The following is a 22,775-nucleotide window of genomic DNA, read 5'->3' on the forward strand; positions in this document are numbered from 1 at the left end:
GCAAGGCGCCGGGAGGCGCGTGTCGGCCACCGCCGTCCACCCGGGCGGACGACCCGGGGTGCCCGTACCCGTTCCCCTCGGCAGAGTTACCGGCATGGAACCCCACTACGGCACGGTCCCGCTGGTTCCGGGGGCCGAGGCCCTGCCCGAGTTGGACATCCCGCATCCGGGGCGGCAGAACCGGCTCTTCGTGCTGGTGCGGCTCCTGCTGCTCCTGCCGCATCTCGTCGTGCTCGCCCTGCTGTCGGTGGTGGCGTTCTTCGCGGTGGTCGCCGGCTGGTTCGCGGCGCTGCTCATCGGGCGGCTGCCCGATCCGGTCGAGCGGTATCTCGCGGGGTTCCTCGGCTACGACACCCGCGTGAACGCCTCCGCGATGCTCCTCACCGGCCGCTATCCGCCCTTCGAGTTCGGCGAGCCGATGGGCTACCCGGTGCGGGTGCGCGTACTCCGGTCCGTGCACCTCAACCGGCTGGCCGTGCTCCTCCGGCTGCTCCTGGTGATCCCCGCGGCGCTCGTCGGGGCGATCGCCACCGCAGGCTGGTGGGCCGTCTCCGTGCTGTCGTGGCTCGTCGTGCTGCTCCTCGGCCGGATGCCCCTGCCGCTGTTCGAGGCGACGGCCGCGGTCCTGCGCTACCGGATGCGGCTCAACGCGTACCTGCTGCTGCTGACCCCCGCCTACCCGAAGCGGCTCTTCGGCGACCAGTCGGCACCGGACGCCGTCGTCGGCACCATCGCGGGCCCGTCCGCGACGCGGCCCCTGTTCCTGGGGGCGGGAGCGAAGATGCTGGTCGGGGCGTTCCTCGTGCTCGGTCTCGCCGGCGGCGCGGTCAACAGCTCCCGCTACGGCGCGGACGGCTCCGCCGCCGTACAGGCTTCGCTGCCCGGCTTCTGATCACCCCCGGGCGCGCCCGGGGCCTGTGACCAAGGGCATGCCAAAAGACCTGTTCCGGGACGCTATGCCCCGTTTACGGTGGAGCGCATGTCTCCCCTGGCCCGCATCAGCACCTCGTACACCCCGCGCTTCGCGGAGTTCGCGTTCGAGCCCGGCTTCACGGCCGCCGTCGACCAGCATGTCGCGGAACTGCGGGACAAGCTGGAGGCGGGCGGGGGCGCGCTGCTGCCGCAGGCCCCCGACCGGGAGGTCCTCTCGGACTACGCACTCGGCTTCCTCGACGCCCTCGCGGAGAACGGCTGGCGCGAGCCCGTGGGCCACGACTACGCGGTGTGCCGCCTCACCGCCATCAGCTGGCTGGTGAGACGGCACGATCTCGCGTAGGACCGATCACATGTCGTCGGTGCGCTCGCGCTCCTGGACGGGCTGGTTCGTCAGCGCGTCCGCACGGCCCGCCTGGTAGGCGGAGATGCCGCCGCGGGCCTTGGCCGTCTCCTGCTCGGCGGTGTTCAGCATGCGTTCCCAGCGCTGCCGCATCGGGCCGATGAGACCGCCGCCCACACCCACGACGATGATGCCGACGACGGCGGCGAGCGCCGCGATCAGGATCGGCTGGGTGATCGCCGTGGCGATGCCCGCCTGGCCGAGCGCCGCGATCACGCCGAGTGCGACGATGCACGCCCAGACGATCGTGCCGATCGTCTTCCCGTACGAGACCGACGACAGCGCGTTGGTGACGATGTCGCGCACGACGTTGGCGATGGCCATGGCGATGACGACCAGGACGATGGCGACGATGGCGCGCGGCAGCCAGGCCACGATGCCGTTGATCATGTTGCTGACCGGGTTCGGGCCGAAGACACCCAAGGCGATCTGCAGGGTGATCAGCAGCAGGGCGTAGTACACGACCTTGACGACGATCGCCGTCATGTCGTACTTCGAGCCCTCGAGCATGCGGGCCGCGCCGGCACGCTCGGCCAGTTTCTCCGAGCCGACCCGGCGCAGGACCCGGTCGAGCACCTTGGCGATCATCTTCGAGATGAACCAGCCGATGGCCAGAACGACCAGGAAGCCCACGAGCTTCGGCACGAACTGGGCGACTTTCGACCAGGCGTCGCTGAGGCCCGAGGTGAAGTCCACGGCGAGCGTGGGTCTGTCGGCGAGCTGGGGCATGAGTGGTCCTCCACTCGATGGGGCCCGGACGCGCTGCCGCGCCGGGCGGTCAGGCCCCCCACAGATTCGGTGATGTGCTCCTTCGTGGATATCAGCGAGCGAATGGACGCGGCCCGTGGGCCGCGTCCATTCGTGTGACAGGTGAGGGTCAGGCTGCGAGGCCGTCCGTGTCCTTGTAGGGGACGCCGTCCTTCGCCACGAGCAGGACGTTCTCGGGCTTGCCGAGCGAGGCGATGTCGGTGAGCGGGTTGCCGCGCGCGATGACGAGGTCGGCGCGCTTGCCGGGCTCCAGCGTGCCGATCTCGTGGGCGAGGCCGAGCAGTTCCGCCGCCTCGGACGTCCCCGCGAGGATCGCACCCATCGGGGTCATGCCGGACTCGACGAGATGGGCGAGCTCACGCAGGTTCGTGCCGTGCGCCGCGATGCCGCAGTCCGTGCCCATGGCGACGCGCACACCGCGCTCGATCGCGTGCGGGATGTGCCGGCGCGCGACGGTCTGCCAGTGCTTCTTCTTCGCGTACGCCCAGCTCGCGGCCTTCAGCGGGTCGGGGTCGGTGTTCGCCGTGGTCAGCGTCGGCACGAGGAACGTGCCGCGCTCCAGCATCAGGTCGATGGCCTCGTCGTCGATCTCGTAGCCGTGCTCGACACTGGCGACGCCGCCGCGCACGGCGTTGAGGATGCCGCCGCGGCCCTGCGCGTGCGCGGCGACCCGCTTGCCGCGGTGGCCCGCCGCGATCTCGGTGATCGTGCGGATCTCGTCCTCGAGGAACCCGTCGTCGTCGGGCTGGTCGGTGGGGCTCCACACGCCGCCGGTCGCGGCGACCTTGATGCAGTCGGCGCCCTTGCGCAGCAGGTCGCGCACCGCGCGCCGGCAGTCGTCGACGCCGTCCGCGAGGCGGCTCATCGTGGGGTCGGTGACACCGTCGTCCGTCCCGGCACGGAAGTCGCCGTGGCCGCCGGTGGGGCTGAGCATGGCGATCGCGACCTGCAGGCGCGGGCCGACGAGGAGCCCGTCGTCGACGGCCTTCTTGTGGCCGGCGTCCGCGCCGCCCAGGTCGCGCACCGTGGTGACCCCGGCGAACAGCGTCTGCCGCATCCGGGGCGCCGACAGGAAGGTGCGCAGGGACCTGGGCATCGCGCTGAGTTCGGCGTGGTCGAGCGCTCCGCCCGGCGCCGCCATGTGGACGTGGCAGTCGATGAAGCCGGGCAGGATCGCGTCGCCCCGGACGTCTATCTCCCTTGTACCGGCGGGGAGTTCGGGCCGCTCGGCACCGGGCCCCGCCCACCGGACCAGACCGTCCTCGACGAGGACGGCACCGTCCCGCACCGGCTCGCCGCCTCTGCCGTCGATGAGCAGTCCGTTGTGGAACAGGAGGGGGACGGCGGAGGTGGGAGCGGCGGTGGCTTCGGGGGTCGGTCCGGTGGTCATGGCGGGCGGGTCCTTCCGTGATGCGGGTGGAGACGGGTGGTGCGGTCGGTACGCGGGCGGGCGGCCGTCAGGCGACCGGGGCCGGCTGCTGCGGTGCGGCGTCCGTTTCGGCGGGGGCCTGGCGGGCCCGTACGACCAGGGCGGCCGCGGCGGCGACGAGCAGCGAGACGCCCGCGCAGCACCACCACACGGTCGTGTAGGCGGACTCGGTCGGGATCTCGGTGCCCTTGAAGGTGATCGCCGTGAGGATCGCGGCGAACACGGCGCCGGAGACGCTGCCGCCGAGGGTCTTGGAGGTGTTGTAGACGCCGGTCGCGATGCCGGTGCGGTCGGCGGGGCTGGCGTCGAGGACCAGGGCGGGCATGGCGCTCAGGGCGAGCCCCATGCCGAAGCCGAGGACGAGGTTCGCGACGACGAACTGCCACGGCTCGGCGTGCGCGAAGGCCAGCGCCGTATAGCCGGCTGCCATGAACGCGCCGCTCAGGGCGAGGACGGCGCGCGCCCCGATCGCGCGGGCGAGCCGGGGCACGGTCGCCGAGCCCGCGAAGGCCATCAGGCCCCAGGGGGCCATCATCCAGCCGATGCCGAGGGTCCCGTAGCCGAAGCCGTAGCCGAGCCTCTCCGGCGGGCTCGACAGGAACAGGGACGCGGCGGTCTGCGAGCCGAACAGCGCGCCGCCGAGCAGGAAGCTCGCCCCGTAGACCGGCAGCAGGGTGCGCTTCACGGTCAGGCGGATGTCCACGACGGGGTGCGCCACGCGCAGTTCGACGAGGACCCAGACGACGAGGACGAGCGCGGCGACGGCGAACAGGCCGAGCGTACCGCCGCCCGTCCAGCCCCAGCGCGGGCCCTGCGAGATGGCGAGCAGCAGGGCGGCGAGCCCCACGCTCAGCAGCCCGGCGCCCGCCCAGTCGACGGTGCCGCCGGCCCGGGTCCTGGACTCGGGGACGAGGAAGAAGACGATGCCGACGCAGAGCGCGGTCGCGGCGGCGGGGATCCACAGGATGCCGTGCACGCTGGTGACGACCTCGCTGAGCAGCCCGGCCAGGACCGTTCCCGCGCTCGCGCCGAAGGTGAGCGCGCCGACGAGGAGGCCGATCGCACTGCGCGCGCCCTCCGGGCTGAGCCGGTCGCGGACCAGGCCCATCTCCAGCGGGAGCAGTGCGGCGAGGGGCCCCTGCAGGACACGGCCGAGCAGCAGCAGCTCGAACGACGGCGCCCAGGCGACGAGTACGGAGCCGGCGGCCAGGCACAGTGCGGCGATGCGCAGGAGACGGCGGTGGCCGTAGAGGTCGCCGAGCCGGCCGAAGATCGGCACGGAGATGGCGGCCGCGAGGAGTTGTGCGCTGCTGACCCAGTTCAGGTCACCGGCGGTGATCTCCAGATCGGCGCCGAGCCCCGGCAACAGGGTCGGCATCATGCCCTGGAGGATGCCGCTGATGAGCTCGACGAAGACCAGGAAACCGACGACCGCGGCGACGCGGGCGCCGCCGGGGCCGGGCGCTGCGGGGCCGTGAGCGGCCTTGACACGCGACATGGGTTCTCCAGGGTGAACGGCCGCACGCGGGCGGCGGGGACGGGGCGTTCGGGCGGGGCGTGGGGGGCTGCCTTGCTGTTGAGCGGATGAGCGGTGCGGGTGTGGTGGCGGGGAGTGGGCGGCCACCGGGTGGGTCGAGCGGGTGGGTCAGGCGGGCTCGGGGTGGGCCTGTGCCAGTTCGTGGGCGGACTTGAGCAGGGCGTGGGCCGTGGCCCGTACCGCGGTCAGGTCTGCGGGGTCCGGGGTGAGGCCGGCGGCGTTGAGCGCGGCCGTCACCAGGTCGTCTGCCGTCTCTCGCGCCGCCTCGGTGGAGGGCGGTTCCGGCAGCGGGCGGGGGCAGGCGGCCGGGTCGGGGGTCGCCCGGCGCAGATGCCAGGCGGTCGCCCGCTGGTAGGCGGCGCCCGCCCCGAGCAGCGTGCGCTCGGCGTGCGGGCGGGCCACGAGCTGGAGCGACAGGGGCAGGCCCGCCCCGTCCGCGCCCATGGGCAGCGCGAGCGCGGGGAATCCGGTCGCGTTCCAGGGCGCGGTGAGGTTCAGCTCGTCGCCGGGCGCCGCCTCCTGGGCGTAGGGGCGGGCGCCGGCCGGCCAGGTCGGCGTCGCGATGACGTCCACGCCGCCGGGGCCGTCCATCCGCTCCAGGAGCCCGGCGGTGAGCGCCGCTCCGGTGAGGCGGGCCCCGTCGACGAGCCCCGGCCCGAGCGCGGCACCGGCCGCGGCGAGGCGGCGGAAGGCCCGCCCGTGCAGCTCCCAGCGCGCGGCGAGCCGCGCCCCGTGGGCGACGAAAGCCTCGCCGAGCATGACGGTCGCGTTGACGGCGAGCAGTGACGAGAACTCAGGGAGCTCGAACTCCCTTGTTTCCGCGCCGAGTTCAGTGAGTACACGCAGCGCTTCGGCGAACGCGGAACGGCAGGCACCGGTGATGCCGGGCGCGTCGACGAGCCCGTACGGGACGCCTATGCGCAGCCCTCGTACACCGGCCTCACCAACCCCTCTGGGTGCGTACGACCCTCCCGTGAGCGCCGACAACAGGAGCCCGCAGTCGGCGGCGGAGACCGCCATCGGGCCCGCCACGTCCTGCGACGGGCTGAGCGGGAGGCAGCGGTCGAGGGGGACGAGGCCGTGGGTGGGCTTGAGGCCCGTCGTGCCGCACAGGGCGGCGGGCAGCCGCACGCTGCCGGAGGTGTCCGTGCCGAGCGCGCCGAGGAAGATCCCGGCGGCGATCCCGGCGCCGTTGCCGGTGCTGGAGCCGCCGGTCCAGCGCTCCACGTCCCACGGGTTGCGCGGTACGGGGAAGGAGTGCGCCGGGTCGGGGCGGCCCATCGCGTACTCGGCCATGGTCGTCTTGCCGATGACCACCGCCCCGGCCGAGCGCAGGCGTGTCACCGCCGGGGCGTCGAGTCCGCGCCACAGGCCGGGGTCGTGGGCCGGGCTCTGCGCGGTGACCGGGCCCTCGACGGCGGCGAAGTTGTCCTTCACGGCCACGGGCACGCCGTGCAGGGGTCCGCGCTCGCCGGCGGGCAGCGCGTCCGCCGCCCGTGCGGTGGCGAGCGCCTGCTCGGGGAAGCGGGTGACGAAGACGCCGAGCAGCGGGTCGAGCGCGTCGGCGTCGGCGAGCGCGGCGGTCACGAGCTCACGGCTGCTGACGGCGCCGGTGCGCAGGGCGTGCACCGCACCACTCAATGTTTCGAACGATTGTTCCATGCAAGACATGCGACGCTCCATGCGATGACACCTCCAACGTCTTGGCGTGGCCGGTTCCGATCGATGGGGCGATGCTATTCAGACGCCATTCGGACCGGCAGAATTGCTTTTCTGTGGCACTTGCGTAGATCAAATGCAGGTATGTGTCACACGGCCGTCAGGCCGCCTCGCGCCGTGGAGAAGGAGCCGACCCCGCATGGCCGAAACGCCCACCCGCACGCCCGCCCGCACCCCGGACCATCTCGACGAGCTCGACCTCGCCCTGGTCAACGCCCTGCAGATCGATCCGCGCGCCCCCTGGACCAAGCTCGCCGCCGCCCTCGACGTGGACGCGGCCACCGTCGCCCGGCGCTGGGAACGCCTGCGCTCGGCGGGGCTCGCCTGGGTCACCGCGTACGCGTACGACGTCGGCGGCGGGGCGCTGGTCGAGGTCGACTGCGCGCCCGGCCAGGACGCGGCCGTCGCGGCCGTCCTGTCCGAGGATCCGAAGGTCGTCACCGTCGAGCACACGGCGGGCGGCCGCGATCTGCTCGTCACCGTCATGACGCCCGACTTCAGCGCCCTGTCCGCGTACATCGTCGACGCGCTCGGCGCCGTCCCCGGCGTCACATCCTCGCGCGCGCACCTCATCACCCGCAGCTACACCGAGGGCAGCATCTGGCGCCTGCGCAGCCTCACCCGCACCCAGCAGGAGGCCCTCGCCGCGTCCCGCCGCTCCGCCGGCGGCGCCGCCCCCTACCTGGCGGACCACCGCGCCCTGGTCACCGCGCTCGGCGAGGACGGCCGCCTGCCCGTCGGGGAACTCGCCACGCGCCTCGGCGTCAGCGTGAACACCGCGAGCCGGCGCCTCGGCCGGCTCCTCGACTCGGGCCGCCTGGTCCTGCGCTGCGACCTGGCCCGTTCCCTGTCAGGCTCCCCCGTCTCCGTCACGTTCTTCGGATCCGTACCGCCCGAGCATCTCGATGCCACGGCACGGGAACTGGCGAAGCTCCCGGAGATCCGGCTCTGCGTGGGGACCGCGGGGCCGCAGAACCTGATCGCCACCGTCTGGGTCGCGTCCCTGCTCGACGCGCAGCTCCTGGAGGTCAAACTCGCCGGAAAACTCCCCCACCTGCGCATCGCCGACCGGGCCGTCGCCCTGCGCGCCGTGAAGCTGATGGGGCGGCTCCTGGACGCCGAGGGGCGGGCCGTGGGGTACGCGCAGGTGGATGTCTGGGCGTAACCACCCGCCGTCCACGGCGTGTTCGCTCCCCGCACCCCTGCCCGCACTGCCACAGTGACCAGGTACAGAATCACCCGTTTCGCGCGTTTCATCAGATTCGTTCGTTACGCCGGTCTCTCAGGGAGTGTGGTGAGCATGGCCCACGTGCACGTGATCCTCAATCAGAAGGGCGGCGTGGGTAAGTCCACGCTCGCCGTCAACCTCGCCGCCGTGACCGCGGACGTGCTCGGCGCGGGGACCGAGGGCGGCCAGCCGCCCGTCGTCGCCGTCTCCATCGACCCGCAGGGCTCCGCCGTGTGGTGGTCGGAGCGCGTCGGCGGCGGCCTCCCCTTCGACTTCGTGCAGGCCCACGACGACCTGGCCGGGCTCGCCGCACTCTCCCGCATCCCCTCCGCCCAGCACGTGTTCGTCGACACCCCGGGCTGGCTCGACCTCGCCGAGTCCGCCGGCGAGGACCCGCTCGGCAAGGGCGCCGCCGCGGACGCGCTGCGCGCCGTCCTGTCCAACGCCCACGACGTGATCGTGCCGATCGAGCCCGAGCCGCTCGGCTTCCAGCCCACGCAGCGCACCATCGAGCGCGTCGTGAAGCCGCGCGGCCTGCCCTACCGCGTGGTCATCAACAACTGGGACCCGCGCGACGGCAAGGCCGACCTGGAGCAGACGCGCGCCTTCGTCGAGGCCCAGGACTGGCCGCTGGCCCGTACGGTCGTACGGCACTACAAGCTGCACACGCGTGCCTCCGCGGACGGCCTCGTCGTCACCCAGTACGGCGCGAACCGCGTCGCGCTCCAGGCCCGCGAGGACTTCTTCCGCCTCGCCCTGGAGGTGGGCCTCGCCGCGATCCCGGCCCCCGCCAAGCGCTCCGCGAGCAGCGCCCGTACGAGTACGAAGAAGAGCGCGCAGCCCGCGGCGGCCAAGGGCACCAAGGCCAAGAGCGCCGGGAACACCAAGAACGACAAGAACGCCAAGAAGGTGAACGTCTGATGGGGCGCCGTACCGATCTGTCCTCCCTGCTGTCCTCCGGTGCCGCCGCCCCGGCCCCGGAGCCGTCACAGGGAGACGCCCAGCCCGTTGCCCGCGACGCCGCGCACCCCGTCACCGTCGCGCTCGCCGACCTCGCCGAGAACCCCGACAACCCGCGCCACGAGCTGCGCGACCTGGACGGGCTCGCCGAGACGGTGCGCGAGCGCGGGGTGCTCCAGGCGCTCGGGGTGGTCCCCCGTGCCGTGTTCGTCGCGGCGCACCCGCACCATGAGGAGGCCGTGGGCCGGGCCCCGTACGTCGTCCTGCACGGCCACCGGCGGCTCGCCGCGGCCCGGATGGCGGGCCTGGACGAGGTGCCCGTGCTGGTGCGCGAGGACGCGTCCCGCACCGACGAGGACGCCCTGATCGAGAACGTCCAGCGCGACGACCTCACCGAGCTGGAGCAGGCCCAGGCCATCCAGGGCCTCATCAGGAGCTACGGCTACTCGCAGCGCCAGGTCGCCGCCCGCATCGGCAAGACGCAGGGCTTCGTCTCGCAGCGGCTGTCCCTGATGAAGCTGCGCGAGGACCTCCAGGAGGCGCTGGCCGACGGACGCGTCTCGGTCGAGGACGCCCGCCGCATCGCCCGCCTCCCCCAGGAGGAGCAGGCGCTCCCCGGCGACACCGGCACGCCCCCGCCGTCCGTGCCGAAGGCCCGGCGTGATTACGGCGTAATCAAGATCGACAGCCGGGGCACCCCGGAAGAGGTCGTCGAGTCCCTGCGCCGCCATCTCGCCCCCGCGGCGCTCGACCGGATCCTGGAACTCCTCGCCCGCTGAGCGCACCCGCGACGGGCGCTCACGCTCGGGCGGGGAGCCGGCCTGCGGGGGGATTCCTCTACCGTTGCCGGAGAATGCGTCACGGAGAGCAGTCATCGCACATGTCCACTGGACCGGTTCCCACCCTCGACCCCGGCGTCGCGGCGCCCGCGGAGGCCGTCACGCCGCTGATGCGCGGCATCGACGTGCTGCGGCGGCTCACCGACGCCGGCGGCACGCTGAGCCTCAGCGAGCTCGCGCGGGCGACCGGCCTCGCCCGGTCCACGGTCGACCGGATCTGCGCGACCCTCGCGCACATGGGGTGCCTGCGCCTCGACGGGCGTGACGCCACGCTGGCGCCGCCGCTGATGGCCGTGGGCAACGCCTGTCTGAGCGCTCTGCGGGTGCCCGCGCTGCTCGGGCCGCGCGCCGAGCGGCTCGCGGACGAGCTGGACGAGTCGGTGTCCCTCGCGGTCCCGGACGGGGACGGGATCCGCTTCATCCACCAGGCGACGCGGCGTCGCGCCATGTCGCTGAGCTTCCGCATCGGCGACCTGCTGCCCGCCGAACGCACCGCGCCGGGACCACTGTTCGCGGGCGCGTGGGACGTGGACATGTGGGCGCGGTGGCGGGCCCGGCGGGCAGCGGATCCCGAGGACCGCGGGTTCCCCGCGGTGCCGCCCCGCCAGGAGCCGGAGAAGGAGCCGTTCGAGGAGTGCGTGGCGCGCGCCGGGGCCGCCGGCTGGGCCCTCGACGACCAGCTCATCGAGCCCGGCCTCGTCGCGCTCGCCGTGCCCGTACGGGGTCCCGGGGGCGACATCGCGTGCGTGGTCAGCGTCGTCAGCCACACCAGCCGCCACACCGCCGCGTCACTGCGCGAGGCGATGCTGGGGCGGCTGCGGGCCGCTGTCACGGAGATGGAGGCGGCCCTGCGCGAACCGGCGCCGGAGGGCCCTGCGCCGGGTCCGGGACCGGACGCTCCCGCGCCGACGGGAGCGCAGGCGAAGGGACCGGACGCCGCCTGGGCCGCCGAGGCCAAGCAGCGGCTCGGGCGGGACTTCGTCGAGTCGCTGGCGCGCGGGCTCGCCGTGCTGACCGTCTTCGGGGCCGGGCGGGCCGAGCTGAACCTCACCGAGATCGCCGCGGCGACGGGCCTGGCGCGGGCCACCGCGCGCCGCGCCCTGATCACGCTGGAGTACCTCGGATACGTGGCCTCGCGCGGCCGGGGCTTCCGGCTCACGCCCCGCGTCCTCGCCCTCGGCTTCCCGCCCCTGTCCCACCTGACGCTGGCCGAGATCGCCACGCCCCACATGCGGGCGCTCTCCGCCGAGCTGCACGACTCGGTGTCCCTGACCGTGCTCGACGGCGACGACATCCGGTACACGGCGCGCGTCGCGACGAGCCGGGTGATGAGCGTGAACATCTCGGTCGGGACCCGCTTCCCCGCCTTCGCCACGTCCATGGGCCGGGTCCTGCTCGCGGGTCTGGCCCCGCACGCGCGGGCCGCGTTCCTCGCCCGCGCCGACCTGACTCCCCTCACCCCGCGCACCGTCACCGGCGCCGACCGGCTCGGCGCGCTCCTGGACGACGTACAGCGACAGGGTCACGCACTCGTGGACGGGGAGCTGGAGGAAGGGCTGCGCTCCGTCGCCGTACCGGTGCGCGACCTCGCCGGGCAGGTCGTCGCCGCGGTGAACGTCGCCACGCACAGCAGCCGCCGCGACCTGGCCCGGGTCACGGACGAGGTCCTGCCCGCGCTGCTCGCCACGGCCTCGCGCATCGAGGCCGATCTGCACGTCGCCGGGCGGTTCGCCCGTATCCCCGCGGCTTAGAGCGGCATGGATCCATCCGCAATGTTGCGGATCGGAAGGCGACGGAGGTCAATGGAAGGCGGGGGGAAAGGCAGAAAGGAGCCGTCATGGCTCACGCGGCACCCGTCTCAGGAACCTCCGGCCTGCGCTCCATGGCGGCCGGCTCCAGGCTCCCTATGGCGCTCTCTCTCCTTCTCGGCATCGTCTACGGCTTCTGGGCCTCGGGCATCCGCCGCGACGCCGTCCCGAGCCTGAGCCCGAGCCCGATCACCACGGGCAACGTCCTGTTCGGCGTCCTCACGGGCGTCATCGTCGCCGTGGTCACCTTCGGGATCCACCGGGCCTCGTTCCGGCTGCCGCGCGAACTGCGCGCCGTCGCCTGGGCCGCGTGGGCCGGTATCGCGTTCGGCTATCTCTACAGCCTGACCGACGCCTCGGTCCTGCGGTCCACCATCATGGCCCTGACGGTCGCCGCCGGTGTGTTCGCGACCATGTTCTACCGCTACTACACCCACGAGAACTGACCGACCAGGAAAGACCCGTTCGGTCGAGCCCTCCGCCGCAGAAGCCGCCATCTGCCCCGCCCCGCTGGCGCCCCCTGCAGCCCGCCCGTTGCCTGGGAGGGTGATGCGAAGAGCCCTGTCCGTCGTCCTGCTGGCCCTGGCCTGCCTGCTCGTGCCGCTCGGCACGCTCTCCGTCTGGGCGAAGTACGAGGTCGGGGACAGTGACCGGTACGTCGCGACGATGGCTCCGCTCGCCTCGGAACCGGCCGTGCGGGGCGCGGTCGCCGACGCCGTCACGAACGCCATCGTGACGCAACTCGACGCGGGGCCGATCCAGTCCGCCGTGGACGCGTTCGTGCATGACGCCGTGGAGTCCTTCACCGGCACCGACGCCTTCCAGAAGGCGTGGAACACGGCGAACCGGGCCGCGCACGACGCCGTGCAGCAGGCCATCGACGACGGCACCGACGGCCCGGTCACCCTCGACCTCGCGCCCGTCACCGGCCAGGTCAAGCAGCAGCTCAGGGACGGCGGCGTGCCCTTCGCCGACCGCATCCCCGTCACGCACACCACCATCACCGTGATCAGCTCGCGCGACCTCGACCGGCTGCGCCAGTCGCTGCACCTGCTCCAACAGGCGGGCCTGTGGCTCCCCTTCGCCGCGGTCGCCTTCGCCGCCGCGGGCCTCGCCCTCGCCCGGCGCCGGCGCCCCGCCCTGACCGCGACCGCGCTCGGTGTCGCGGTTGCCGCGGGGGCGCTCCTCGTCGCGCTCGCGACGAGCCGCTCCCTCACCCTCGACAACCTGCCCTCGGACGTGGACCGCTCCGCGGCGGCCGCGGCCTACGACGCCCTCGGCTCGTCGGTGCGCACCGCGTCCTGGTGGATCGCGGGCGCGGCCCTCGCGGTGGCCGTCTGCGCCTGGCTGCCGGAGCGCCTGCGCCGCAGGACACCGCCGCGCCCTCCGGCCCCTCCGGTTCCTCCCGAAATGCGGCCCGACGCTTCCGGGGTGAGCATTCCAGTGACACCGAGGAGGACTGAATGAGCGAGACCCCCACCACCCCGACACCGCCCCCCGGACCCGACGCAGGCCACGGCGTCTGGTCGGACAAGCACCGCTCCGCCGGGCCCGACCCCACCCGGGGCGACGGCGCGGGCAGCGGCTGGGCGTCCGGCGGCACGGTCTTCGCCGGCGTCCTGATGATGGTCGGCGGCATCCTGGGCATCCTGAACGGCATCGCGGGCATCGCCAAGGACGACGTGTACGCCCGCATCGGCACCTACACGTACGCCTTCAACCTCACCACGTGGGGCTGGATCCACCTGATCATCGGCGTCATCGTCGCGGTCACCGGCTTCGGCGTCCTCAAGGGCGCCGGCTGGGCGCGCGGCGTCGGCGTCGCCATCGCCGCGCTGTACATCATCGCGTACTTCATGTTCCTGCCCTACGAGCCCATCTGGTCGGTCATCGCGATCGCCATCGGCGTCTTCGTCATCTGGGCACTGGTCAGCGACGGTTCGCACGACGCCGCCCGGGCCTGAAACCGGGCAACCGTTCCCCGCGCCTCCCCGTCTTTGAGGGAGGATTCCGGCATCCGGCGCCGGAGGGTGTCGGAGCGAGCGGAAGGCGGGCCCGGGCCTTGGAGCATGTGACGCAAGCGCCCGGCCCACCGCCGGTCCTCCCCTACGACGACCGGGACCGCAGGCCGGGCCGCACCCTGGCCGCCTGGACCGCGGGCCTGCTCCTCGCCGGCGTCAGCGCGGTCATGGGCTGCCGGATCGCGGACGTGGACGGGGTCACCCCCGTCCCGCAGCTCCTGGCGTTCCTGCCCTGGCTCCTCGCGCCGACGGGCGCCGCACTGCTGCTCACGGCGCTCGCGCGCTGGCGTATCGGCATGGTGTGGGGCGTCGCGGCGCTCGGCGCCCTCGCCTGGTACATCGAGCCGTACGGCAAGGACGTCGACGCGAGCGGACCGCCGGTCGCCGATGTGCGGGTCCTCTCCTCGAACGTCCAGTTCGGCCGCGGCACCGAGTCGCTCGTGGGCGCGGTGCGCCGCGAGCGGCCCGGCCTGGTGTTCGTCGAGGAGTGCGATTACAGGTGCCAGGACATCCTGCGCCGTGAGCTGCCGCGCGCCGACTTCCCGTACCGGCAGGCAGTGGAGGCGGGAGGCTCGGAGGGGTCGGTCATTCTGAGCCGGTATCCCCTCAAGGCCGCCGCGGGCGTCCCGGGGACCATGGGCATGCCAGGCGCCGTCGCCGATGTGAAGGGCCACGACGTACGGCTCCAGCTCGCGCACCCGATGCCGCCGTTGCCCCAACAGGTCGGCCTGTGGCGCTCCGAGCTGGGCGAGCTGCGCGACTTCGCCGCCGCGGGCCGCTCGCAGCCGACCATCCTGGCCGGGGACTTCAACGCCACGCAGGACCACGCCGCGTTCCGCCGCATCCTCGACGCGGGCCTGCACGACAGCGCCCGCCTCGCCGGGAAGTCCCGCGCCCCGAGCTGGCCCTCGCGCGTCCGCCCGCCGCTCGGCACCCAGATCGACCACGTCCTCGTGAGCGAGGACTTCTCCGCGCACTCCGCCCGCTTCGTCGAGCTGGCCGACACCGACCACCGCGCCCTCCTGGTCGACCTGACGATGCACCGACCGGCAGCGTCCTGAGCGCCGGGGCCCCGTAGCGTTCAATGGACGGCATGCGCCCAGAGTCCCCGGCCCGCCATCTCGCACCGCCCGACTGGCTGGTCAGGACCCTGCGTCCGCACCCCGCGCCGATCCCCTGGGCGGCCGTCGCGCGCGCCGGCCTCGCGCTGTCGCTGCCGCTCGCGATCGGGCTCGCCGCCGGGCAGCCCGCGTACGGGGCGCTCGCCTCGATGGGAGCCCTGTCCGGCGTCATCGGCGACACCGCCGACGCCTACCGGATGCGGATCCTCAACATCGCGGTGCCGCAGCTCTTCGGCGCGGTCGGCGTGACGGTCGGTGCGCTCGTGTACGGGCACGGCTGGGTCGCCGTCGCCACCCTCACCGGCGTGGCGCTGGTCTCCGGGATGATCTCGACGATCGGCGCGGTCGCCTCGGTGTCCGGGCTGCTGCTCCTGCTCAACTGCGTGATCGGCGCCGGGCTGCCCCTGCCGGGCGAGTGGTGGCTCGCGCCGCTCCTGATGACGGGCGGCGGACTCCTCGTCCTCGCGTTCGCGCTGCTCGCCTGGCCGATGCGGTCCGGGGTGCCGGAACGCGCGGCCGTCGCCGCCACGTACCGCTCCGTCGCCAACCACCTCGCGTCGGCGGGCGACGCCGCCAACTACGTCGAGACCCGCTTCGCCGTCACGCAGTCCTTCAACCAGGCCTACGACCTCGTCCTCGCCCGGCGCGCCCTCTCCCACGGCCGCAACCCCGAACTGGTGCGTCTGATCGCCCTGTTGAACGCGCTCACCCCGATCGCCGAGTCCGCGCCCGCCGCACACCAGCAGGGGGTGCCGCTCCCCGCCGCCGTCCCCGACGCCGTACGACGCCTCGCCGACGCGGTCGACACCGGCAGCACCGACGCGGGGCCCCTCGACCTGCCCGCACCCGAAGGCCCCGCCGCCCGCGCCGTCGACCACGCCGTGCGGCACGCTGCCGACCTCGTCACCAGCAAGAACACGGACCCCCACCGCGCCTTCGACACCGACCGCCTCGGCCGGCCCGCCGTCCTGCGCGTGCGCGCCTTCCGCGCCGCGCGCAACGTCGTGCTGTCCGGCACCTCCTGGCGCTACGGGCTGCGCCTGGCCCTGTGCATCGGCCTCGCCCAGATCCTCGTCTCGACGGTGCCGGTGCCCCGCTCCTACTGGGTGGCGCTGACCATCACGTTCGTCCTCAAGCCCGACTTCGGCTCGGTGTTCTCGCGGGCCGTCCAGCGCGCGCTCGGCACGGCGGTCGGGCTCGTACTCGCCACGGTGGTCCTCGCCGAGGTGCCCCGCGGGTGGTGGGACGTGCCCGTGCTGATGGCGCTCGCCGCGCTCATCCCGGCGCTCACCCCGCGCGGCTACGGCTATCAGACCGCCGCCATCACACCGGCCATCCTGCTGCTGTCCGACACCCTCAACCACCAGGGCATCGGGCTCGTCCTGCCGCGGCTCCTGGACAGTCTCATGGGCTGCGCGATCGCGCTGGTCGCCGGATACCTGCTGTGGCCCGAGAGCTGGCACACCCGCATCGGCGACCGGCTCGCCGACGCCGTCGCGGACACCGCGACGTACGTGGAACGCGCGTTCGGGGCGTCCGCGGACCCGGACGTCCCGGCCGCCCGCGCGCGGATGCGCCGCCAGCTCTTCCGCGACCTGTCCGTCATCCGCTCCGAGTTCCAGCGCGCCCTGACCGAACCGCCGCCCATCGGCCGCCGCGCCGCCGCCTGGTGGCCGCTCGTCGTCGCCGTGGAACGCATCGTGGACGCGACGACCGCGGCGCGGGTCCGGGTCAGGCAGGGGGCGCCGGCGCCGGGGCCCGCCGAGGTGGCGCAGGCCGCGGGGCAACTGCGGGAGCTGGCACAGGGGCTGCGCGCTTCCGACGTCCTGAAGGGGGTGCGCGCCGACTTCAGCGCGGCGGACCGCGACGGGGTGCTGGAACCCGTACGCCAGGAGGTCGCCGCCGCCCGCTCCATCGCCTCACCGCACTGAGAACGGCAGGACGCGGATGCGGGCCGCCCCGGGGAGGGGACGGCCCGCATCGGTGTGGGGGGTGAGCTCCGGTTCGTTCAGCCGGTGACGGTCAGCCGGTCTTGGCGGACTGCTTCAGCGACTTCATGGCCTTGGCGAAGCCGTTGGCCCACAGCTGGTCGACCCGGGCCCTCTCGTTCGCGTCCGGGTTCGGGTTCGTGCAGGACGGGCCCGGGCCGCCGCCCGACATCAGCTCGCTGCACGGCCCCTCGTAGTGGTCGGGGAGCCCGAGGACGTGACCGGTCTCGTGCGCGGTGACACGGGTGGAGTCGTACTCCTGGTTCTGCGCGTAGTCCAGGAAGACGTAGCCGCTGCCGTGCCCGTCCGTCGACGCGTACGAGCCGCGCGGGTCGTTGCCCTCGCGGTAGGAGAAGTCGCCGCCGCCCGAGGACGCCTGGAGCTTCACGTTCGACACGGAGGAGTTCCATATCGATGTGCTGTTGGCTATCTGCTGCGCGAAGGACGGGGCGCCCGACGCGTCGTACGTGACGGTGACCGACGCGGCACCCGGGTTCGCGGCGCGCTTTTCCGCGACCGACTTCAGGACGGCCTGGAAGAAGGCCTTGTTGGCGGCGGCCTCCTCGGCCGAACCCGCGTAGTGGGTGTAGCCGGCGCCGACCGGGGCCGGGGCAGCGGACGCGGGGGCCGCGGTGGCGAGCGCGCCGGCCGCAAGGGCCATGCCGGCCGCGACCGAGGCGTAGCGCAGGGAGAGCTTCATGTGGGGGGCTCCTCCTCGTTCCGTGAGTGGGGGGTTACGTGAACGGTTCGGTACGAGGGAGAGTGTGGAGGCGCCCGGGACCCCTGGGGATGATGGCAATTGGCGATAGGACGGGGCTATCACCCGCCCAACTCGCCCGTTTCGGTTCGCATTTGGACGTCTGGTGCGACGTCCGTGACCGCCTTACGCTCGATGTTCATGGAGCTCGAGGTGAGGCACCTGCGCGCGCTGTGCGCCATCGACGACACCGGGAGCCTGCACAAGGCGGCCCGTCTGCTCGGCATGACCCAGCCGTCGCTGTCCACCCAGCTCAGACGCATCGAGGACACGCTCGGCGGCGCGCTCTTCGCCCGGGAGCGCACCGGGTGTCGCGCAACCCCCCTGGGCCACGTCGTCCTGAACCGCGCCCGCCCCCTCGTCGACGGCATGCGCGCTCTCGTCACGGAGACCAGGGCGGCCGGCGCGCTCGCCGCCGGCGGCCCCCATCTGCGGATCGGCTCCACGGCGAGCCGGGCCATACCGGGCTGGCTGCGGCGGCTGCGGCAGCGCGAGCACCCGTCCGGCGGCGAGCCCGCGCTCCGTATGGACGTCTCGGCGAACACCCTGCTCCGGCTCGTCAGTGACGGCCGGCTCGACGTGGCGTTCGTGCACGAGGTCGAGGGCAGCCCGCTGCGCGTCCCGCCGGGTCTGCGCTGCCGCGTACTCGTCGAACGCGAGCCGCAGTACGTGTCCCTGTCCGCCGACCACCCGGCCGCGCGCCGCCCCGTCGTGCGCCTCGCCGACCTCGCGAACGACCGGTGGATGGTCGACCCCACCGTGGACGGCGAATGGCACGGGCTCCTGCGGGTGCTTCGTGCCGCCGGGCTCAACCCCCCGATCCTGCACGGCGACTACCTCACGGCGGCGTCCCTGGTCGCCACGGGCGAGGTCGTCACCCTGTGCCAGCCGACCTCACGGGCCCGCACCGACATGGCCATAAGGCCCCTCGACGGCGACCCGATCGGCGTACGCCTCGTCCTCGCCGCCCGCACGGAGACCGAACTCGAAGCGGTCTACGGGGACTTGGAGGACGCCTACTGGGAAGCGGCCCGGCAGGCACCCGCGTATCGCGAACGCCTGCCGGACGCGGCAACGGCCTGAGGCTGCCCCTGGCGGATCAGACGCCGATGTCGCAGCCGTCCTCGCGCCACACGGAGACCACCGACGGGCGGACGATCTTCCCCGGCCCGTCGGGCCACGCGCTCGCCGGCTTCTCGACGGACGCGCCGTCGACCTCGCCCGGGTGCTGCACCGAGACGAGGACCCGGCGGTCCTGGACCAGCGGACCGCAGGTCTCGGCGCCGTTCGGCATCGTCAGGAACTGCTTGAGCTCACCGCGCCGCTCGCCGCGCGTCGCGACACCGAACAGGCCGTCGTGCGTGCCGAGCGCGTTGCCGTCCGTGGAGATCCACAGGTTGCCGTGCGGGTCGAACGCCACGTTGTCCGGGCAGGAGATCGGGCTGACCCGGTCCTTCGGGAAGCCGGCGAAGTACGTCGCCGGGTCGTTCGGGTCGCCCGCGACGAGGAAGAGCGACCAGCCGAAGGTCTTCGCGTCGGCGCGGCCCCGGTGCTCGGTCAGCTCCAGGATCTGCCCGTGCTTGTTGAGGTTGCGCGGGTTCGCCTCGTCGGTGGGCGCCTTGCCGGCCTTGCCGCGGTCCGAGTTGTTCGTCAGCGCGACGTAGACCTTGCCGGAGTGCGGCGACGGCTCGATGTCCTCGGGGCGGTCCATCTTCGTGGCGCCGACCTTGTCACCGGCGAACCGCGTGAAGAGGTAGACCTCCTCCGCCGTCATGCCGTCGACGTGCGAGACCGCGCCGTGCCGGCCCGCCGTGGCGAGCGGCAGCCACTCGCCGCCGCCGTCGAACTCGCCGTCCGCGGGCAGCTTGCCCGTGCCGTCGATCTCGGCGGCCGGGGAGTCGCCGGTCAGCCGGGCGACGTAGAGGGTGCCCTCGTCGAGGAGCGTCAGGTTGTGCTCGTGCGCGGCGCGCGAGCGGCCCTCGGCGACGCGCTTGCTGCTCACGAACTTGTAGAAGTAGTCGAACTTCTCGTCGTCGCCCATGTAGACGACCGGGCGGCCGTCGTCGGTCAGGCGCGGCTGCGCGGCCTCGTGCTTGAAGCGGCCGAGCGCGGTGCGCTTGCGCGGGGTCGACTCCGGGTCGTACGGGTCGAGTTCGACGACCCAGCCGAAGCGGTTCGCCTCGTTCGGCTCCTTGGCCAGGTCGAAGCGGTCGTCGAACCGCTCCCACTTGCGCTCGGAGGCCTCGCCGGTCACGCCGTAGCGCTTGAGGCGGGCGGCCGTGGCCGGGTCCGTCACCTTCCCGGCATTCGCGAAGTACTGGTTGAAGTTCTCCTCGCCGTGCAGCGTCGTGCCCCACGGGGTGGTGCCGCCCGAGCAGTTGTTGAGCGTGCCGAGGACGGTACGGCCGCGGGGGTCCGCCTTCGTCCGCACGAGCGCGCTGCCCGCGACCGGGCCCGAGAGGCGGAACTCGCTGGTGGCGGTGAGGCGACGGTTGAGCTGGTGGCGCGTGACGGCGGACAGCCTGCCGCTGCGCCGGGACTCCTCCACGACGACGACGGACAGGCCGTGCGCCGCCCAGGCGGTCTCCACCTGCTCGCGCGTCGGGTTCTCGGGGTCGTACCCCTTGAACATCAGGATCTCGTCCGTGTACTCGTGGTTCGCGACCAGGACCTGACGGCCGTGCTCACCGCGCAGGGGGAGGAGGCTCAGAAAGTCATTGTTGTAACCGAACTGTCCTGCCTGGGCCTTTGCGGACTGCTTGTCCGGGTCGAAGGCGGGCGCTCCGCGCAGGATGGGCTGGCCCCAGCTGATGACGACGTTCTGGGCGTGGCCCTCGGGGACGGTGACGCGGTCCGCCGTGTTCGGCGCGACGGGCGTGAACCGCAGTCCACGCGCCCCCTTCTCGCCCTTGTGCGCTACGCCTGTTGCCGCCCCCGACGGCGTGGCGGCGGCGGCCTGCGGGGCGCCCGATCCCACGACCGTGCCGGCCGTCGCGGCGGCCACGGTCACGACCGCGGCCGTGCGCAACATCGAACGGCGGCTCAGCGCACCGGCGATGACGTCACCGACGTACTCGTTGGAACTGGTGTTGGGCACCTCCTGAAAACAGGCGTCCCCACAACGGAACCGGCAGGTCAGCGCGGCACGGCCCCCGTTGTGCGAGCCGAGAAGCGGCAGCGTTTTACGCACTCTTTTCCTCCCCTTTACGGTCACTCGGGCGTGACGCTAGGGGCGCGGCCGAGCGAGGAGGGGGACGGCGGGTGAACGAGGGGTGAACCTGTGCCGGGCGCGCGGCAGTTGGACGCCCTTCGCCCGGGTGGGCGACCCTGCCCAAGATCACGGAGCGTGGCGGCTAACCTTACGTGTCCGCCCTGGCCAGGGGTTACGGAAACCAACTCATGCGAAGGGTTGCGCACATGGGCATTCGGAATCTCCTGCGGAACGCGTTCGGAAGGCCGCGGAAGTCCTCGCGGGGTGACGAGGCGGCGACCGCCGCACCCGAGGCGACGGTCCCGGCACCAGCCGGCGAGACCGCGCCGCCCGCCGAGGGAAAGGCGAAGGTGCCCGCACAGTCGACCGAGCCGACGCCCGCGCCTTCGACGCGCGAGGCGGACGACCTGGTGGCCGCGGCCTTCGACAACGTAAAGGTCCCGAAGCCGTCCTCGCCGGTGGACGTGGCGGCGACTTCGGCTGCCGCCGAGCCGGCCGCTGAGGCGGAAGCGGAGGCTCTCGCCGAGACGGCTCCGGAGGGTGTCGCGGAGGCGGAAGCGGAACCGGAACCGGTCGCGGAGCACGCGGAGCCGGCGGCGGAGACGGAGCCTTCCGCTGCGCCCGCCGCCGAGGCGGAGCCGGCAGCGGAGGCTGCCGCGGAGCCCGTCGCCGACGCAGCGGTGAAGGCTGAGGCGGACGCGGCCCCCGCGCCCGCCGCGGAGACCAAGCCGGAAGCCGAGGCCGAGCCTGAAGCCGAGGCCGAGGCCGAGCCGGAGGCTGTCGCCGAGCCCGTCGCCGAGACGGAGCCGGAGCCGGAGCCGGAGGCTGTCGTCGAGCCGGAGCCCGAGGCCGTTGTCGAGACCGAAGCGGAACCGGCCGCCGAGAGCGCGGAGCCCGTGGTCGCGGCGGAGGCCGAGGCTGTCTCGGAGCCCGTCGCAGAGGCAGAGACGAAGGCTGTCTCGGAGCCCATCACAGAGGCAGAGACGAAGGCCGTCTCGGAGCCCGTCGCCGAGCCGAAGGCCGAGGCGGACGCGGCTCCCGAGGCCGCCGCCGAGACCGAGCCGGAAGCCGAGGCCGAGCCGGAGGCTGTCGCCGAGATCGAGGCGGACGCGGAGGCTGTCACAGCGCCTGCTGCCGAGCCGAAGGCGAGGGCCGAGGCCGACGCGGCCCCCGAGGCCGACGTCGAGACCGAGCCGGAAGCCGAGACCGAGCCGGAGACCGTCGCCGAGCCCGTCACCGAGACGGAGCCGCAGGCCGAGGCCGTCGTCGAGCCGGTCGCCGCAGCCGCGCCGGAGCCCGTCGCCGACCCCGAGCCGGAGGCAATCGTCGAGCCCGAGCCGGAGGCCCCCGCCCTCCCCCTCGCCCGGGTCAAGTCGCGGGCCCCCGGGCTCGCCGCTGCCCACAAGGCCGCCGGGAGTGCGCTCAAGAAGCAGGACCTCGCGGGGGTCCGGGCCACCGTCTATCTCGTGCTCGACCGGTCCGGGTCGATGCGGCCGTACTACAAGGACGGCTCCGCGCAGGCGCTCGGTGAACAGGTGCTCGCGCTGGCCGCGCACACCGACCCCGAGGCGACCGTGCACGTCGTCTTCTTCTCCACCGACATCGACGGCGCCGGCGAGCTCACCCTCGACGGGCACGAGGGCCGCGTGGACGAGCTGCACGCGTCGCTCGGCCACATGGGCCGCACCAGTTACCACCGCGCGATCGAAGAGGTCGTGGCGCACCACGAGAAGTCGCAGTCGCAGACGCCCGCCCTGGTCGTCTTCCAGACGGACGGCGCCCCGGACGCGAAGGGCCCGGCCAACCAGGCCCTCGCGGACGCGGCCCGGCACCCGCTGTTCTTCTCGTTCGTCGCGTTCGGCGAGCACGACGCCAAGGGCTTCGACTACCTGCGCAAGCTGAAGGCCCCCAACGCCGCGTTCTTCCACGCGGGCCCCACCCCCCGCGAGCTCACGGACGCCGAGCTGTACGAGGGGCTGCTCGCGGACCTGCCGCAGTGGCTGGAGTCGCAGCAGGCCTGACCCGCACCACACCGCGCCCCCTGAACCGCCCC

General features: G+C 73.4%; 19 protein-coding genes. 13 read left to right on the forward strand and 6 right to left on the reverse strand.

All coding sequences use genetic code 11. The features are described 5' to 3' along the window. Positions 1-94 precede the first annotated feature (94 nt). The gene (locus tag CG723_RS29050) at positions 95-892 is read left to right on the forward strand and encodes a DUF4389 domain-containing protein (RefSeq protein WP_100596452.1); all 798 of its coding nucleotides are present in this window, start codon (positions 95-97) and stop codon (positions 890-892) included. Between the two features lie 87 nt (positions 893-979). Beyond that, the gene (locus CG723_RS29055) at positions 980-1,276 is read left to right on the forward strand and encodes a DUF6401 family natural product biosynthesis protein (RefSeq protein ID WP_100596453.1); all 297 of its coding nucleotides are present in this window, start codon (positions 980-982) and stop codon (positions 1,274-1,276) included. 6 nt (positions 1,277-1,282) lie between these two features. Here the strand turns inward: CG723_RS29055 and CG723_RS29060 are convergent, their stop codons facing one another. From CG723_RS29060 to CG723_RS29075, 4 genes are all read right to left on the reverse strand, one after another. Next, positions 1,283-2,065 carry a mechanosensitive ion channel family protein gene (locus tag CG723_RS29060; RefSeq protein WP_100596454.1) on the reverse strand — a complete coding sequence of 261 codons (783 nt, stop codon included), beginning with the start codon at positions 2,063-2,065 and terminating at the stop codon, positions 1,283-1,285. A 148-nt stretch (positions 2,066-2,213) separates the two neighbouring features. After that, positions 2,214-3,494 (reverse strand): metal-dependent hydrolase family protein, encoded by a 1,281-nt coding sequence (locus CG723_RS29065; protein ID WP_100596455.1) that lies wholly within the window; start codon positions 3,492-3,494, stop codon positions 2,214-2,216. Positions 3,495-3,561: 67 nt separating this feature from the next. Beyond that, complete coding sequence (locus tag CG723_RS29070; RefSeq protein WP_100596456.1) at positions 3,562-5,031, reverse strand: MFS transporter; 1,470 nt, start codon at positions 5,029-5,031, stop codon at positions 3,562-3,564. Positions 5,032-5,178: 147 nt separating this feature from the next. After that, positions 5,179-6,732, reverse strand: a complete 1,554-nt coding sequence (locus tag CG723_RS29075; protein ID WP_159032572.1) for an amidase — start codon at positions 6,730-6,732, stop codon at positions 5,179-5,181. Between the two features lie 196 nt (positions 6,733-6,928). Between CG723_RS29075 and CG723_RS29080 the strand changes: the two genes are divergently transcribed. The 9 genes from CG723_RS29080 (at position 6,929) to CG723_RS29120 (ending at position 16,697) form a co-directional block, all read left to right on the forward strand. Further along, on the forward strand, positions 6,929-7,954 hold the full coding sequence (locus CG723_RS29080) for an Lrp/AsnC family transcriptional regulator (RefSeq protein ID WP_159032573.1): 1,026 nt from the start codon (positions 6,929-6,931) through the stop codon (positions 7,952-7,954). Positions 7,955-8,089: 135 nt separating this feature from the next. After that, positions 8,090-8,938 carry a ParA family protein gene (locus CG723_RS29085; RefSeq protein WP_107489211.1) on the forward strand — a complete coding sequence of 283 codons (849 nt, stop codon included), beginning with the start codon at positions 8,090-8,092 and terminating at the stop codon, positions 8,936-8,938. After that, a complete protein-coding gene (locus CG723_RS29090; RefSeq protein ID WP_100596459.1) occupies positions 8,938-9,756 on the forward strand; it encodes a ParB/RepB/Spo0J family partition protein in 819 nt (272 codons plus the stop codon). Before CG723_RS29085 ends, CG723_RS29090 begins: the two co-directional genes overlap by 1 nt. 101 nt (positions 9,757-9,857) lie before the next feature. Then, positions 9,858-11,567: an IclR family transcriptional regulator domain-containing protein gene (locus CG723_RS29095; RefSeq protein ID WP_234374573.1), complete on the forward strand. Its 1,710-nt coding sequence runs from the start codon at positions 9,858-9,860 to the stop codon at positions 11,565-11,567. A gap of 86 nt (positions 11,568-11,653) precedes the next feature. Beyond that, positions 11,654-12,070, forward strand: coding sequence for a hypothetical protein (locus CG723_RS29100; RefSeq protein WP_100596460.1), 417 nt, complete (start codon positions 11,654-11,656; stop codon positions 12,068-12,070). A gap of 103 nt (positions 12,071-12,173) precedes the next feature. Next, entirely contained in the window at positions 12,174-13,091 is a 918-nt protein-coding gene (locus tag CG723_RS29105; protein WP_100596461.1) for a hypothetical protein, read from the forward strand. Next, positions 13,088-13,588, forward strand: a complete 501-nt coding sequence (locus tag CG723_RS29110) for a DUF7144 family membrane protein (protein WP_100596462.1) — start codon at positions 13,088-13,090, stop codon at positions 13,586-13,588. The genes CG723_RS29105 and CG723_RS29110 overlap by 4 nt, the downstream gene beginning before the upstream one ends. 107 nt (positions 13,589-13,695) lie before the next feature. Beyond that, positions 13,696-14,706 (forward strand): endonuclease/exonuclease/phosphatase family protein, encoded by a 1,011-nt coding sequence (locus CG723_RS29115; protein WP_234374574.1) that lies wholly within the window; start codon positions 13,696-13,698, stop codon positions 14,704-14,706. 32 nt (positions 14,707-14,738) lie between these two features. Beyond that, entirely contained in the window at positions 14,739-16,697 is a 1,959-nt protein-coding gene (locus CG723_RS29120; RefSeq protein WP_100596543.1) for an FUSC family protein, read from the forward strand. Between the two features lie 91 nt (positions 16,698-16,788). Here CG723_RS29120 and snpA read toward each other — a convergent pair whose 3' ends face one another. Beyond that, positions 16,789-17,454, reverse strand: a complete 666-nt coding sequence (snpA, locus tag CG723_RS29125; protein WP_100596463.1) for a snapalysin — start codon at positions 17,452-17,454, stop codon at positions 16,789-16,791. A gap of 198 nt (positions 17,455-17,652) precedes the next feature. On the opposite strand from snpA, the gene CG723_RS29130 reads away from it, so the two are divergent. Beyond that, complete coding sequence (locus tag CG723_RS29130) at positions 17,653-18,594, forward strand: LysR family transcriptional regulator (protein ID WP_100596544.1); 942 nt, start codon at positions 17,653-17,655, stop codon at positions 18,592-18,594. 16 nt (positions 18,595-18,610) lie between these two features. Here CG723_RS29130 and CG723_RS29135 read toward each other — a convergent pair whose 3' ends face one another. Next, complete coding sequence (locus CG723_RS29135) at positions 18,611-20,701, reverse strand: PhoX family protein (protein ID WP_100596464.1); 2,091 nt, start codon at positions 20,699-20,701, stop codon at positions 18,611-18,613. Positions 20,702-20,928: 227 nt separating this feature from the next. On the opposite strand from CG723_RS29135, the gene CG723_RS29140 reads away from it, so the two are divergent. Next, the gene (locus CG723_RS29140) at positions 20,929-22,743 is read left to right on the forward strand and encodes a VWA domain-containing protein (protein WP_100596465.1); all 1,815 of its coding nucleotides are present in this window, start codon (positions 20,929-20,931) and stop codon (positions 22,741-22,743) included. Positions 22,744-22,775 lie beyond the last annotated feature (32 nt).

Origin of the sequence: Streptomyces sp. CB01635, from assembly GCF_002803065.1 — a bacterium.
Lineage (GTDB): Bacteria > Actinomycetota > Actinomycetes > Streptomycetales > Streptomycetaceae > Streptomyces.

Bases quoted from the DNA above. Each gene is read 5' to 3' on its own strand.
- CG723_RS29090 (WP_100596459.1), top strand. From the start codon at position 8,938: ATGGGGCGCCGTACCGATCTGTCCTCCCTGCTGTCCTCCGGTGCCGCC.
- CG723_RS29085 (WP_107489211.1), top strand. From the start codon at position 8,090: ATGGCCCACGTGCACGTGATCCTCAATCAGAAGGGCGGCGTGGGTAAG.
- CG723_RS29080 (WP_159032573.1), top strand. From the start codon at position 6,929: ATGGCCGAAACGCCCACCCGCACGCCCGCCCGCACCCCGGACCATCTC.
- CG723_RS29070 (WP_100596456.1), bottom strand. From the start codon at position 5,031: ATGTCGCGTGTCAAGGCCGCTCACGGCCCCGCAGCGCCCGGCCCCGGC.
- CG723_RS29130 (WP_100596544.1), top strand. From the start codon at position 17,653: ATGGAGCTCGAGGTGAGGCACCTGCGCGCGCTGTGCGCCATCGACGAC.
- snpA (WP_100596463.1), bottom strand. From the start codon at position 17,454: ATGAAGCTCTCCCTGCGCTACGCCTCGGTCGCGGCCGGCATGGCCCTT.
- CG723_RS29050 (WP_100596452.1), top strand. From the start codon at position 95: ATGGAACCCCACTACGGCACGGTCCCGCTGGTTCCGGGGGCCGAGGCC.
- CG723_RS29110 (WP_100596462.1), top strand. From the start codon at position 13,088: ATGAGCGAGACCCCCACCACCCCGACACCGCCCCCCGGACCCGACGCA.
- CG723_RS29105 (WP_100596461.1), top strand. From the start codon at position 12,174: ATGCGAAGAGCCCTGTCCGTCGTCCTGCTGGCCCTGGCCTGCCTGCTC.
- CG723_RS29140 (WP_100596465.1), top strand. From the start codon at position 20,929: ATGGGCATTCGGAATCTCCTGCGGAACGCGTTCGGAAGGCCGCGGAAG.
- CG723_RS29075 (WP_159032572.1), bottom strand. From the start codon at position 6,732: ATGGAACAATCGTTCGAAACATTGAGTGGTGCGGTGCACGCCCTGCGC.
- CG723_RS29060 (WP_100596454.1), bottom strand. From the start codon at position 2,065: ATGCCCCAGCTCGCCGACAGACCCACGCTCGCCGTGGACTTCACCTCG.
- CG723_RS29100 (WP_100596460.1), top strand. From the start codon at position 11,654: ATGGCTCACGCGGCACCCGTCTCAGGAACCTCCGGCCTGCGCTCCATG.
- CG723_RS29095 (WP_234374573.1), top strand. From the start codon at position 9,858: ATGTCCACTGGACCGGTTCCCACCCTCGACCCCGGCGTCGCGGCGCCC.
- CG723_RS29065 (WP_100596455.1), bottom strand. From the start codon at position 3,494: ATGACCACCGGACCGACCCCCGAAGCCACCGCCGCTCCCACCTCCGCC.
- CG723_RS29120 (WP_100596543.1), top strand. From the start codon at position 14,739: ATGCGCCCAGAGTCCCCGGCCCGCCATCTCGCACCGCCCGACTGGCTG.
- CG723_RS29055 (WP_100596453.1), top strand. From the start codon at position 980: ATGTCTCCCCTGGCCCGCATCAGCACCTCGTACACCCCGCGCTTCGCG.